Source organism: Burkholderia sp. SIMBA_062 (genome assembly GCF_046534765.1).
Classification (GTDB): domain Bacteria; phylum Pseudomonadota; class Gammaproteobacteria; order Burkholderiales; family Burkholderiaceae; genus Burkholderia; species Burkholderia ambifaria.
In genome coordinates this window covers 1-13,948 of sequence record NZ_JAWRYD010000010.1, presented here as the reverse complement: position 1 = coordinate 13,948, position 13,948 = coordinate 1, and the positions used below count along the sequence as shown (strand labels likewise).

The 13,948-nt window shown below is 68.6% G+C and carries 10 protein-coding genes; 7 read left to right on the top strand and 3 right to left on the bottom strand.

What is annotated here, in order from left to right; genetic code table 11:
- Nucleotides 1-97: 97 nt before the first annotated feature.
- A complete protein-coding gene (apbC, locus tag SB786_RS12670) occupies nt 98-1,189 on the bottom strand; it encodes an iron-sulfur cluster carrier protein ApbC (protein WP_410727753.1) in 1,092 nt (363 codons plus the stop codon).
- A gap of 356 nt (nt 1,190-1,545) precedes the next feature.
- On the opposite strand from apbC, the gene SB786_RS12665 reads away from it, so the two are divergent.
- Both SB786_RS12665 and metG read left to right on the top strand, forming a co-directional pair.
- Entirely contained in the window at nt 1,546-2,193 is a 648-nt protein-coding gene (locus SB786_RS12665) for an OmpA family protein (protein WP_410727752.1), read from the top strand.
- 376 nt (nt 2,194-2,569) lie between these two features.
- Nucleotides 2,570-4,735, top strand: a complete 2,166-nt coding sequence (metG, locus tag SB786_RS12660; protein ID WP_410727751.1) for a methionine--tRNA ligase — start codon at nt 2,570-2,572, stop codon at nt 4,733-4,735.
- A gap of 85 nt (nt 4,736-4,820) precedes the next feature.
- Here metG and SB786_RS12655 read toward each other — a convergent pair whose 3' ends face one another.
- Together SB786_RS12655 and SB786_RS12650 are read right to left on the bottom strand one after the other, a co-directional pair.
- Nucleotides 4,821-8,906 carry a translocation/assembly module TamB domain-containing protein gene (locus SB786_RS12655; RefSeq protein WP_410727749.1) on the bottom strand — a complete coding sequence of 1,362 codons (4,086 nt, stop codon included), beginning with the start codon at nt 8,904-8,906 and terminating at the stop codon, nt 4,821-4,823.
- A 28-nt stretch (nt 8,907-8,934) separates the two neighbouring features.
- Nucleotides 8,935-10,770, bottom strand: a complete 1,836-nt coding sequence (locus SB786_RS12650; RefSeq protein ID WP_410727748.1) for an autotransporter assembly complex protein TamA — start codon at nt 10,768-10,770, stop codon at nt 8,935-8,937.
- Between the two features lie 272 nt (nt 10,771-11,042).
- Here SB786_RS12650 and SB786_RS12645 point away from each other — a divergent pair, with 272 nt between their 5' ends.
- The 5 genes from SB786_RS12645 to SB786_RS12625 all read left to right on the top strand — a co-directional run.
- Nucleotides 11,043-11,231, top strand: coding sequence for a DUF3460 family protein (locus SB786_RS12645; protein WP_410727747.1), 189 nt, complete (start codon nt 11,043-11,045; stop codon nt 11,229-11,231).
- Nucleotides 11,232-11,235: 4 nt separating this feature from the next.
- Entirely contained in the window at nt 11,236-12,108 is an 873-nt protein-coding gene (locus SB786_RS12640; RefSeq protein WP_410727746.1) for a segregation and condensation protein A, read from the top strand.
- Nucleotides 12,109-12,378: 270 nt separating this feature from the next.
- The gene (panC, locus tag SB786_RS12635) at nt 12,379-13,218 is read left to right on the top strand and encodes a pantoate--beta-alanine ligase (protein WP_410727745.1); all 840 of its coding nucleotides are present in this window, start codon (nt 12,379-12,381) and stop codon (nt 13,216-13,218) included.
- A gap of 41 nt (nt 13,219-13,259) precedes the next feature.
- Nucleotides 13,260-13,646, top strand: a complete 387-nt coding sequence (gene panD, locus SB786_RS12630; protein WP_006754524.1) for an aspartate 1-decarboxylase — start codon at nt 13,260-13,262, stop codon at nt 13,644-13,646.
- Nucleotides 13,647-13,759: 113 nt separating this feature from the next.
- Nucleotides 13,760-13,948 (top strand): hypothetical protein (locus SB786_RS12625; RefSeq protein ID WP_410727744.1); only part of this gene is annotated, 189 nt, incomplete at its 3' end.

The window sequence follows — 13,948 nt, the reverse complement described above, 5'->3', positions numbered from 1 at the left end:
CCGCCATGCCGGGTGGGTAAAGGGACCCGGGAAAAGTCGCCATGATACCGCGCCTCGCGGCGCCGTAAACAGCGTGAGGCCCCGCCCCGCAAGGGTTTTACGTATTTTGAACAACGATCGACGGGAACTTCGACGTCATGTCGCGCGCGCGCTCGGCAATCGCCAGCGCGACGCCGCGCGCGATGTCGCGGTAGCGCCGCGCCAGCGCGCCGTCCGGCTCGGCGGCGACCGTCGGCGTGCCGCTGTCGGCGCGCTCGCGGATCGCGATGTCGAGCGGCAGGCTGCCGAGCACGTTCACGCCGTAATCCTGCGCCATCCGCTCGGCGCCGCCCGCGCCGAAGATGTGCTCCTCGTGGCCGCAGTTCGAGCAGATATGGATGCTCATGTTCTCGACGATGCCGAGGATCGGAATCCCGACCTTCTCGAACATCTTGAGGCCCTTCTTCGCGTCGAGCAGCGCGATGTCCTGCGGCGTCGTCACGATCACGGCACCCGTCACCGGCACGCGCTGCGCGAGCGTGAGCTGGATGTCGCCGGTGCCCGGCGGCATGTCGACGATCAGGTAGTCGAGCTCGCGCCAGTTGGTCTGGCGCAGCAGTTGCTCGAGCGCCGACGTCGCCATCGGGCCGCGCCACACCATCGGATTGTCTTCCTCGATCAGGAAGCCGATCGAGTTCGCCTGCAGCCCGTGGCCGACCAGCGGGTTCATCGACTGGTTGTCCGGCGACTCGGGGCGCTGGCCGTGAATGCCGAGCATCGTCGGCAGCGAGGGACCGTAGATGTCGGCGTCGAGGATGCCGACCAACGCGCCTTCCGCGGCGAGCGCGAGCGCGAGGTTGACGGCCGTCGTGCTCTTGCCGACGCCGCCCTTGCCCGACGCGACCGCGACGATGTTCTTCACGTTGGGCAGCAGCTTCACGCCGCGCTGCACCGTGTGCGCGACGATCTCCTGCGACACGGCGACACGTGCGTCGCGCACGCCCGGCACGGCCTTCAGCGCAGCGGCGATGCGCGCGCGCACGTCGTCGTGCTGGCTGCGCGCGGGATAACCGAGCACCACGTCGACCACCACGGCGTCGCCGTCGATCGCGACGTTGCGCACGCCCTTGTTCGCCGCGTACGGACGGCCGGTATTGGGGTCGACGACAGCCGCCAGCGCGGCGTCGACTTGTGCCCGGTCAATGCTCATCGAAACTCCGTGAAAACGTTTTTCTCCCGCGCAAACGTCAAAAAATATCAAATTACGCTGCGAAAATCGGGAAAAGTGAAAGAATCTGTTGCACGCCATTGCGCGAACGCGCGCGGCGGCGCACTCTTCGCGTGCGGCATGCTATGGGGCCAAATCGGCCGCCAACCGCCTATATTGTAGAGGCTGACGCGTCACCCTGTCCGTAACAGCCACGCTGGCGAACAGGGCATGCAGCCGCCTCGGCGGCTGCCGCGAGCCCGGGCCTGCCCACCTTTTTCGGGCGCCCGTGGTGGCAGCCGTAACTGTTGTTTGTCGTCGTTGTCGACTCGTTCAACCAAGAAAGAGAGGAATCCAAGATGAACATGAAAATCGCGACCCGCTTGTCCGTCTTCGCATTGGCCGGCGCATTGCTGGCAGGCTGCGCCACGCAGCAAGGCAACAACGCGGCTGTCGGTACCGGCACCGGTGCGGCGCTCGGCGCGGGCATCGGCGCACTGGCCGGTGGCGGCAAGGGCGCGGCGATCGGCGCAGGCGTCGGCGCCCTGGTCGGCGGCGTGACCGGCTACAACTGGCAAGCGATCAAGAACAAGCTCGCACCGTCGGCCGCCCAGACCGGCACGCAAGTGACCGAGCAGCCGGACGGCTCGCTGAAGCTGAACGTGCCGAGCTCGGTGACGTTCGCGACGAACCAGTACGCGATCACGCCGGCCTTCACGCCGCTGCTGAACGACCTGGCGACGACGCTGAACCAGAACCCGCAACTGACGGGCTCGGTCGTCGGCTACACGGACAGCACGGGTTCGGCGCAGCTGAACCAGACGCTGTCGCAGAACCGTGCGCAAAGCGTCGTGAACGCACTTGGGCAGCGCGGCGTCGCGGGCGGCCGCCTGTCGGCACAGGGCATGGGCGCGTCGAACCCGATCGCGGACAACGCGACCGACGCCGGCCGTGCGCAAAACCGCCGCGTCGAGATCTACCTGCGCGCGCCGCAGCAGCATCAGTAAGCATCGCCACGAGAGGGAACGGGGCCGTGCGCCACGCGCACAGCCCCGCCGCACAAGGCTTGCAGCAGGGTCCGTAACAAATCGAAAAAAATTTCGAACTTCCGTCGCGGCCTGCGGTCTGTCTTTACGGTACGCGGCTGGCGCTGCCGGCGCGTCACCATTCTCCTCTTGTCGTTGTTGCTCCGGGGCCGTATCCGCCCCGGTTTTTTTTGCCCGAAAATCGTGTGCTGCGCCGCAGCATTCCACTACCGGGCACGCGTCCTCCGCCCTGTCGCCCCTCGCGGCGCCCGCTCCGGAACACCCGCCCCGGCTGACCGGCGCGCGCCCCTGCTAGAATCGCAGTTTCCGTCGTTTCCGCCGTTCTTCTACAGACCCTATGTCCGCATCCGACCTGACTTCCGTGCAGGCTACGGCGCCGCAAGGCCGCCGCCAGATCCTCGTTACGTCCGCACTGCCCTATGCCAACGGCCAGATCCATATCGGCCACCTGGTCGAGTACATCCAGACCGACATCTGGGTGCGGACGCTGCGAATGCACGGCCACGAGGTCTACTACATCGGCGCCGACGACACGCACGGCACGCCGATCATGCTGCGCGCCGAGAAGGAAAGCCTCACGCCGAAGCAGTTGATCGAGCGCGTGTGGACCGAGCACAAGCGCGACTTCGACAGCTTCGGCGTGTCGTTCGACAACTTCTACTCGACCGACTCGGACGAGAACCGCGTGCTGAGCGAGAACATTTATCTCGCGCTGAAGGAAAACGGCCTGATCGCGGAGCGCGCGATCGAGCAGGCGTACGACCCGGTCAAGGAAATGTTCCTGCCGGACCGCTTCATCAAGGGCGAGTGCCCGAAGTGCCACGCGAAGGACCAGTACGGCGACAACTGCGAAGTGTGCGGCTCGACCTACCTGCCGACCGAACTGCTGAACCCGTACTCGGTGGTGTCGGGTGCGACGCCGGTGCGCAAGACGTCGACGCACCACTTCTTCCGCCTGTCCGACCCGCGCTGCGAGTCGTTCCTGCGCGAATGGGTCAGCGGCCTCGCGCAGCCGGAAGCCACCAACAAGATGCGCGAATGGCTCGGCGACGCCGGTGAAGCCAAGCTCGCCGACTGGGACATCTCGCGCGACGCGCCGTACTTCGGCTTCGAGATCCCGGGCGCGCCCGGCAAGTATTTCTACGTGTGGCTCGACGCGCCGGTCGGTTACTACGCGAGCTTCAAGAACCTGTGCGACCGCGAGGGCATCGATTTCGACGCGTGGATCCGCGCGGGGTCGACGGCCGAGCAGTACCACTTCATCGGCAAGGACATCCTGTATTTCCACACGCTGTTCTGGCCGGCGATGCTCGAGTTCTCGGGCCATCGCACGCCGACCAACGTGTTCGCGCACGGCTTCCTGACGGTCGACGGCGCGAAGATGTCGAAGTCGCGCGGCACGTTCATCACTGCGCAGAGCTATATCGACACCGGCCTGAACCCCGAATGGCTGCGCTACTACTTCGCCGCGAAGCTGAACGCGACGATGGAAGACATCGACCTGAACCTCGACGACTTCCAGGCGCGCGTGAACAGCGACCTCGTCGGCAAGTACGTGAACATCGCGAGCCGGGCGGCCGGCTTCCTGATCAAGCGTTTCGACGGCCGCGTGCAGGACAGCGCGATGAACCATCCGCTCGTCGCGAAGCTGCGCGATGCGATTGCGTCGATCGCCGCGCACTACGAAGGACGCGAATACAGCCGCGCGCTGCGCCACACGATGGAACTCGCGGACGAAGTGAACGCGTACGTCGACGGTGCGAAGCCGTGGGAACTCGCGAAGGATCCGGCCAACGCGGTCGCGCTGCACGAAACCTGCAGCGTGAGCCTGGAGGCGTTCCGCCTGCTGTCGCTCGCGCTGAAGCCGGTGATGCCGCGCGTGGCCGAAGCCGTCGAGGCCTTCTTCGGCGTCGCGCCGCTCACGTGGGCCGACGCCGCGAAGCCGCTGTCGTCGGCGCAGCCGATCAAGGCGTACCAGCACCTGATGACGCGTGTCGATCCGAAGCAGATCGACGCGCTGCTCGCCGCGAACCGCGATTCGCTGCAGGCCGACGCGGCGGGCGCCGCTGCCGCGGGCGCGAGCGCGGCCAACGCCGCTGCAAAGGACGCGAAGAACGCCAAGGCCAACGCGAAGGCGGTTGCCGCGAACGGTGCCGACGACGGTCCGATCTCGATCGACGATTTCGCGAAGGTCGACCTGCGCATCGCGAAGATCGTCGCGTGCCAGGCCGTGGAAGGCTCGGACAAGCTGCTGCAGCTCACGCTCGACATCGGCGAGGAAAAGACCCGCAACGTGTTCTCGGGCATCAAGTCGGCTTACCAGCCCGAGCAGCTCGTCGGCAAGCTGACGGTGATGGTCGCGAACCTCGCGCCGCGCAAGATGAAGTTCGGGCTGTCCGAAGGGATGGTGCTCGCCGCGTCGGCGGCCGACGAGAAGGCCGAACCGGGCCTTTACATCCTCGAACCGCACAGCGGCGCGAAGCCCGGCATGCGCGTGAAGTAAGCAGCACACGTCGCTAACTGAGCAAGAAAGCCTCGCACGATACGTGCGGGGCTTTTTTCATGGCGTGGCCGGCCCGCCCCCTTCATCACCGCTGACTGAACCAGCGATCGAAGCGCCGCGTGTAGTTCAGGTCGACGCCCTGGAACGTGCCGCCATACGCGGACACCGACCAGAAGCGCGTCAGGTTGATCGTCGCCTTGAATGCGTTGCTCGCCGATTGCAGCCCTTGCTCGTAACCGAGCACGAAGCGCTCGTTGATCGCCTTCGAGATCTGCACGACCTGCGAATCGGTCAGGCCGACGTCGCTGCGGCCGATCGAGAATTCGTCGAGACCGATGCTCTGCGCGACACGCTTGCCGGTCGCGCTGCCGAGCAGCGCGAGCGCGGCGGTCATCGCATTCTGCTGGCCGACGTTGTTGCCCTGGTCGGTGCCGTGACCGAACAGCAGCCACGACAGCTTCTCGTTGTCGGTGACGTTCGGCTCGGACACGAGCTTGACCGTCGGCGACTGGATCGTGCCGATAACCTGCACGCCAGCCTCGACCTCCTGGTTGCGCCGCATCGCGAGGATGTTGATGCCCGGATTCGACACCGGGCCGTTGAACGTGAAGAAACCGTTCTCGACCGCCAGCTTGCGGCCGAACGACGTATAGGTCGACCCCTCCGTCACGCGCACGTTGCCGACCGCGCGCAGCGGCACGCCGGGCGCGCTCATCACGGTGATCGTGCCGCGCAGCCCGAGGTCCGCGCCGTGGCCCCGGAAGCGGAAGTCGTTGCCGAGGCCGATGTCGATGTTGGCGCGCGGCGCGAGCGACGGCGCCGGTTTTTCGTCGACCTTCGGCGGCTTCGCGACCGCGGTGCCCGTCTGCACGTCGCCGCGCACCGTGCCGTCCGGGCGCACGATCACGACGTCGTCGGACAGATGCGGCGCCCCGTCCTCCGGCAGGTCGAACAGCGCGCGGTCGACGACGAACTTGCCGTCGATCGCCAGCGCGCCGCGCGGCCCGTCGTTCGCGACGGTCGCCTTGCCCGACAGCGACAGCTTGCGGTCCGGCGCCGCGAACAGCTCGAGTTTGTCGGCGACGATGCTCGCGGTCAGGTCTGGCGCCGCGCCGTCGAGACGCACGCGGCCGATCGCGCGCAGCGTGCCGTCGCCGCCGTGGAACTCGACCTGCTGGAATTCGACGAGGTTCTCCGCGAGCTTCACGCGCACGATGCCGTCCTTCAGCTGCACGCCCTGGTCGACGAGCGTCGCGGACAGATCATCGCCCGTCAGCATCCCCGACACGTTCGGCTTCACCGGCGTGCCCGCGACCGTCAGGTGCAGCGCCGCACGGCCGCCGAGCAGGTAGCTCGGCCCGAACAGGTTGCCGGTCGCCTTCAGCGACGGGATGTCGGCGTCGATGCGGCCCGACAGCGGGCCGTCGTCGACGATGCCGACCACGCCGTCGCGCAGCGCGAACGGGACGGTGACGTTCGCGGCGAGCGAGCCGATCCGGTTCGCCTTCGCGAGCGCCACCACGTTGAGCCGGTTGCCGGGGGCGAAGGTCGCGCGCGCGGACAGGTCGGTCAGCCCGAGCGATGCGATGCCGCGCCCGCTCTCGATCGTCACGTCGCCGCCGCGCCGTTTCATCTGCACGTGGCCGGTCGCATTCGCGCCGAGCGAGAAGTCCCAGTCGGCATCGAGCACGACGTCGGTGCGCACCGGCGGCCGCTGGCCCGTCAGCGCCTGGCGGACCTCGAGGAAACGCGCGACCGATGCATCGCGCACGGAGCCTGCGGAGCGCATCTGGCCGTGATCGAACACGAACGACTTCAGGTCGATCGCCGCGCCTTCGAGCGTGAGCCGCGTCGCGCCGAGCGTCACGCGGCCGGCGCCGGCCGATATGGTGAGCGGCGCCTGCAGCGCGAGCGCCGGCGTGCCGCGGTTCGCGAGGCGCGTGACGGTGCCGTCCCAGCGCATCCCGTCGCGGTTCTCGACCACGCCGCCGTTCGCCGCGAGCGTCAGGTCGATCACGCGGCCGTCGGCGATCCCCATCGCCGATGCGGCGAGCGTGTGCTTCGCGCGCGTGCCGTCGAGGTTCGCGCGCAGCGATTTCAATTGCAGCGAGCCGAGCGCGAGGTCGGTCGCGTCTGCCGTGAACACGAGCGCGCCGTGCGCGCCGTCGCGGATGTCGGCGCGGCCCTGCGCGGCGCCGATCCGGTTCGAGCCGACCACGACGTGCTGGGCCTTGTAGGTGCCCGTCACGTTCGGATGCGCGAAGCTGCCGGTCAGCTCGCCCTGCGCCTGCACGAGCCCCTGCATGCCGAAGCCGAGCCGGTCGAGCTGCGGCGCATCGACGACGAAGCGCAGCCGGTCGCCCGGCGCGCCGAAGCTGCCGCGCAGGTCGACGTGGTTGCCCGCGATCGACAGGGTCGCGTTGCTCGGCAGGATCCGCGGCCCGGCCAGCTGCACGACGCCGGCGCCGGTCAGCGGCACGCCGTCGTACAGGCTGTCGCCGAGCTTGAAGGTCGCCTTCGTCGACACCTGCGGCGCGAACGCGCCGGAGGCCGTCAGCGTGCCCGACACGCGCGTCTCGCCGTGCTTGACCGGCGCCTTGGTTGTCGCTTTGGCCGCGTTCGCCGTCTTTGCCGGCTTTGCCGCCGTTTTTGCGGCCGGCTTGCCGCCAGCCGCCCCCGGCGCATTCATCGCGGCGAGCAGCAGCGGATCGAACGCCGTCAGCGTCGCCTTCGCGTCGTAGCTCGAATGCGCGTCGTGGCGGAACACGCCCGTCAGGTCGATACGGCCCTTGCCAGCCGTCACGCGCGCATCGGTCAGCACCGTCTGCTGCGCCGTCAGCGCGACCTTCGCACGCGCGCCGAGCGCGAGCTTCGGATCGTTCAGGTTGAAGTCGACGGTCGTCACGTCGCCGGCGAGCGTCACGCCGAGCGGGCCGCCGAGCCGCATCGGCCGCAATTGCGAGACGAATGCATTGAGGTCGAGGTTCGCGACCTGCAGGTCGAAGCGGCCCTTGCCGCCCGTCAGCGTGCCGCCGCCGGTCACGCTGCCATCGCGGATCAGCTTCAGCGCGAGGCCGTCGATCCGCTGCGCGTGCGCGTCGAGATTCACGGTCGCATGTGCGTCGACGACCGGCAGCAGGTGCTCGCCGAGCAAGCCGGGCTTCGCGTTGACGATCGACACGGGGCCCGTGACCGCGAAGCCCTTCGCCGGTGCGGCGCCGGCCGGCACAGTCACGGGCGCCAGCTCCGCGCGCACCGCGAGATCGGCGGCCGGCGCGCCCGGCGAGATCGCCTGCGGGTTCACGTGCTCGAACGCGATCGACGCCCGCGTGAGCGGCACGGCGCCGAACGGCGCGGCCTCGACGTGCGCGCGCCCGTTCAGCTTCATCCCGCTCGCGGCGACGTCGGCGACCAGCGCTTCGAGCGAACCCGATACGTTCGCGCTCGCGTTGACCGGCTCGTCGGCGAGCTTGCCCACGTAGGTTGCGTTGCCCGTCAGCGCGAACGGCTTCACGCCGTCAAGCTTCGCGCGCGCGGTGAGCGCGCCATACGGCGTGTCGACGCCGTCGAGCGCGAGTTCATGGTGACGGCCGTCGCTGCGGCCGTTCAGCGCGAGATGGTCGAGCTGCGTCGTCGAACTGCCTTCGTGGATCGCCAGGTGATCGACGCGCAGGTCGTCGATCCGCACCTGCAGCGGCAGGCTCAGGTCCTGCGGTGTCGTGGCCGGTTTCGACGGCCCCGGCACGATCCGCACGTCGATCGTGCCCGCGCGCAGGTACGCGACCGACAGCCGCCATGGCGCGCGGGTCAGCGCCCAGCGGCCATCCAGCCGGTCGATCCGCACTTCGGTGCCGGCGCCGCCGGGGCTCGTCCACGCGAAGCCGCGCAGCCGCACGCCGGTCGCGAGCGCGCCGCCTTCCAGCGTGCCCGCGAGCCGACCGCCCAGCACGCGCACGGCCGTCTGCCACGCGAGCCGCGTGCCGCGCTCGGTCGTCGCGGCGGCCAGCACGAGCCCGAGCGCCAGCACGACGAGCAGCACGACCGTCGCGAGCGTCCACGCGACGACCCGGCCCGCCCGCGCGCGGCGCGGTGCGCGCGGCGGCGCGTCGGGCACGCGCTCGGGCGAATCCGGATCATGAGGCGGCGGCGTGTCGTTCGGGTCCTTCGTCATGCGGTTCGTCGTGGATCGGGCAATAAGGTCAGAAAGCGATGCCGAGCGTCAGGTACGGGCGCACGCTGTGGTTGCGCAGCCCGTACGCGACGTCGACGTTGATCGGGCCGACCGGGCTGCGCCAGCGCGCGCCGATGCCGACACCGGGGTAGAACACCTTCTCGCCCCACGCATCGGTCGCGGTGCCGATGTCGAAGAAGGTCGCGGCGCCCCAGTCGTGGTTGAACCAATGCTGGTATTCGGCGGTGCCCGTCATCAGGTACTTGGTCGGCAGCACCGAGCCGTCGACGCTGTTGCCGATGCTCTGGTAACCGTAGCCGCGCACCGAGTTCGAGCCGCCCGCGCGAAACAGCAGCGACGCCGGCACGCCGGTCGAGCTGCCGCTCGTGAACACGCCGCCGAGCTCCGCGCGGAACACGAACAGGTCGCGCTTGCCGATCGGCACGTACTGCTGGCCGCGCGCGTAACCGCGGATGAAGGTCTGGTCGGTCAGCACGCCCTTGATCGCGAAACCGGCCTCCGCATGGATCAGGTTGCCCGAGCGCGGGAACAGCGGATCGTCGACGTTGCGGCGCGTCCATGACCACTGCGGCACCAGCGCGCGGCTCGTGGTCGGGCCCGCGCCGTTCTGGTCGAGCCGGTCCTGGTAGTACATCAGCGAATACGCGTAGTCGATGAACTGGCCGGTGCGCGTGCGCTGCGCGCCGATCCGCGCGCTGTAGATGCGCGTGTCCGACACGTTGGTGTTCGTGTACGACGCGAGCACGCTGTTGGTCCACCCTTTCTGGCCGGGCGGCATCGATAGCTGCACCTGGCCGAACTGCTGGATCTGGTCGACCCGGCCCGACACGGTGAACGGCCACGCGGCGCCGAACGTGTCGAGGTACGTGTACGAGCCCTGCACGTGCGGGCCCGTGTCGGTCGCGTAGCCGACGCCGCCGCGAATGTTGTTGTACGGGAACTCGCTGACTTTCACGTGCACGGGCGTGAGCTCGGGCTTCGACGTATCGTCGCCGACGTCGATCGCGACGCTCGCGTAGTACGGCGTGTTCTGCAGTTGCCGCTGCAGCTCGGTGATCCGCCGCGCGTCGTAGATCTCGCCCTCGGACAGCGGGTTGACGTTCGTGACGATCTTCTCCGGATAGCGGCGCACGCCGTCGACGTCAACCTTGCCAATCGTGAATGTCGGGCCGCTGTCGAACGCGACGGCCAGCGTCGCGCGCTGCGTGCGCGGATCGATGCGCGCCTCCGACGACGTGATCTTCGCGCCCAGGTAGCGGCGCGACTGCAATTGCTTGAGCGCCTCGCCCTTTGCGGTGTCCCAGCCGGACTGCGTGAACGGATCGCCGGGCTTCAGCGAGAACGCGAAGCGGGTCGCGGCCTCCTGCTTCGGATCCTCGGTGTCGACGGGGCCCTTGAACGTCAGGTCGACCGTCGACACGACGGTCTGCGGCCCCGGATCGACGGCGACACGCACGTCGCGCTTGCCGTCGTGCGTGCGCACGTCGGTGCGCACGACCGGCGAGAAATAACCGGCCGTCGCGGTCAGGTCGCGAACCTGCTGCGGCGTGGCGGTCACGAGGAAGTCGAACTGGTCGTCGCTGATGTCGTCGCGCTTCGCGAAGCGCGCGATGTCGAGATGGGCCTTGAGGAGCTTGCGGATCGAGCGTGGCGCGTCGATGTCGACATCGTACTTCGCGTAGGCCGGCATTACGACGCACGCGGCGAGACACCCCGCGAGGGCAGCCCGGGCCGCGGCAGCGATGCCGCGCCGTGCGCGATCACCCGCGTGACGGGCCGCGCGCGGTCCCCGCGGTCGCGGCTCATGCGCCGGATGTGCTTGCTGGTTCGCCTGACCCGCCAAATATGACCTCGCCCTCGGTTGTCATGGTTTCGTGGAAAGCCCTGTATTTGACCACAGGGCGCCGCCCCTGCCCGCGCGGGCGCCGCTTTGACGCTTGCGCGCAACGACGCGCCCGGCCGGTCACGCCGGGCCGGTCACCCCCGCCCGTCGCGCCACAGGCGCCGGCCAGCGGATTCGACGCGCGATTGCCGCCGGCTGTTCCCCGCGATGCGGTAAAATCCCGCCATCGAGAATCCGGCGCACCGTGCGCCCCCGAAACGGAAAGCCAAGCCATGCCGTACCTGTCCGACGTCACGCAATTCCTGAACCAGCTCAAGCAACAGAAGCCGACGCTCGAAGCCGAGCAACGCAAGGGCCGCTCCCTGCTGTGGGACAAGCAGCCCATCGACCTCGACGAGCGCGCCGAGCAGCAGGAATCGCGCGTGAAGCAAACGTCCTACGTCTACTACCAGAACTTCTGACGACGTGAGCGCCGCCGACGAGGCCAGCGCCGCCCGGCAGGGCGACGCGATCGCAGCGCCCGCGGGCGCCGATTCGACGCCCGACACGGTCGACGGTGTCGCGGCATTCGCGCGCCTGTACGGCGAGCCGCTCTTCAAGCTGCCGCAGGATCTCTACATCCCGCCGGATGCGCTCGAGATCTTCCTCGAGACGTTCGAAGGCCCGCTCGACCTGCTGCTGTACCTGATCCGCAAGCAGAACTTCAACGTGCTCGACATCCCGATGGCGCAGGTCACCGCGCAGTATCTGGGTTATGTCGACCAGATCCGCACGTCGAACCTCGAGCTGGCCGCCGAATACCTGCTGATGGCCGCGATGCTGATCGAGATCAAGTCGCGGATGCTGCTGCCGGTCAAGAAGGCCGACACCGGCGAGGAAGCCGAGGATCCGCGCGCGGAACTCGTGCGCCGCCTGCTCGAGTACGAGCAGATGAAACTTGCCGCGCAGCGCCTCGACCAGTTGCCGCAGCTCGGCCGCGACTTCCTGCGCGCCGATGTCTACATCGAGCAGAGCACCACGCCGCGCTTCCCGGACGTCGATTCGAACGACCTGCGCGCCGCGTGGGCCGACGTGCTCAAGCGCGCGAAGCTCGTCCAGCACCATAAGATCTCCCGCGAGGAGCTGTCGGTGCGCGAACACATGAGCCTGATCCTGCGCCGGCTGCAGAACGCACGCTTCATGGAGTTCGCCGACTTGTTCGACACGTCGCGCGGCGTGCCGGTCGTCGTCGTGAACTTCATCGCGATGCTCGAGCTCGCGCGCGAATCGCTCCTCGAGATCACGCAGGCCGAACCGTTCGCGCCGATCTACGTGCGCCTCGCTTACCTGCCCGCGTAAGGCGCGCCGCCGCGTCCGCGCCGGTCCCGCACACCGCCGCGCATCTCCGCACACCGCATTGCGCCGCCGGGCCCCGCCCGCGCGGCCGGCCAGCGGCATGCCCGATTAAAAAATGAACGATCGTTCTTTTTTCGATGCGCCCGGCGGCCAAATCCTCTACAATCCGCCGACGCCCGATGCGCCGCCCGCGCGCCGGCGTTCTCCGCTTCGACCCCGACGCCGCTGTTGCGGCGCCAACGCGCGCATGCGCGAGGAACCCGCTACCCGATCATGAAAGTCATCAGCTCGATCCAGGAACTGCGCGACCAGTTGCGCGGCCAGAACCGCACGGCGTTCGTGCCGACGATGGGCAACCTTCACGAAGGTCACCTGTCGCTGATGCGCCTCGCGCGCCAGCACGGCGACCCGGTCGTGGCGAGCATCTTCGTCAACCGGCTGCAGTTCGGCCCGAACGAGGATTTCGACAAATATCCGCGCACGCTGCAGGACGACATCGAGAAGCTGCAGAGGGAAAACGTCTACGTGCTGTTCGCGCCGACCGAGCGCGACATGTATCCGGAGCCGCAGGAGTACCGCGTGCTGCCGCCCGACGACCTCGGCGGGATCCTCGAGGGCGAATTCCGCCCCGGCTTCTTCGCCGGCGTGTGCACGGTCGTCACGAAGCTGATGTCCTGCGTGCAGCCGCGCGTCGCCGTGTTCGGCAAGAAGGACTACCAGCAGCTGATGATCGTGCGCCGGATGTGCCAGCAGCTCGCGCTGCCGGTCGACATCATCGCGGCCGAGACCGTGCGCGACGAGGACGGCCTCGCGCTGTCGTCGCGCAACCGCTATCTGACGACCGACGAGCGCAAGGAAGCGCCCGAACTCGCGAAGACGCTGCAGCGCGTGCGCGACAGCGTGCTCGGCGGCGAACGCGACCTCGGCAAGCTCGAGCAGACCGCGCGCGCGCACCTGGCCGAGCGCGGCTGGGCGCCCGACTACATCTCGATCCGCCGCCGCGCGAACCTGATCGCGCCGAGCGCCGCCGAGCTCGAAGCCGGCGAGCCGCTCGTCGTGCTGGCGGCCGCGAAGCTCGGCGCGACGCGCCTGATCGACAACCTGGAAATCTGACGGGCCGCCCGCCCTCGCCTCTCACGCATCACGGAGATACCATGCAGCGCCATATGCTCAAATCGAAGATCCACCGCGCGGCCGTCACGCACTGCGAGCTGCATTACGAAGGCTCGTGCGCGATCGACGAAGACCTGCTCGAAGCGGCGAACCTCGTCGAAAATGAACGGATCGACATCTGGAACATCAACAACGGCGAGCGCTTCTCGACGTATGCGATCAAGGGCGAGCGCGGCAGCGGGATGATCTCGCTGAACGGCTCGGCCGCCCGCCGCGCCCAACTCGGCGACCTCGTGATCATCGCGGCGTTCGCGATGGTCGACGAAGCCGAGCTGCAGGCCGGCTGGAAGCCGAAGCTCGTGTTCATCGACGAAGGCAACAAGATCAAGGGCCACCGCGATCACGTGCCGACGCAGAACTGGACTTGATCGAGGCGGCTGTCGGCGTGTCGCGACACGCCGGGGCCCTGTAGCGGCGCCCGGCGCGCCGTCGCGGCCGGTGTCGTGCAACCGTAGACGTACGAAGGGCCTGATCCGGCGCGATGCCGGATCAGGCCCTTCGTCATTCGACGGGGTTCGCCGCTTCGCCGCGGCCGGGTCGGCCCGGTTCGGCCGGGTTCGCCCGGGTTCGCCCGGGTTCGCCCGGGTTCGCCCGGTTCGCCCGGTTCGCCCGGTTCGCCCGGTTCGCCCGGTTCGCCCGGTTCGCCCGGTTCGCCCGGTTCGCCCGGTTC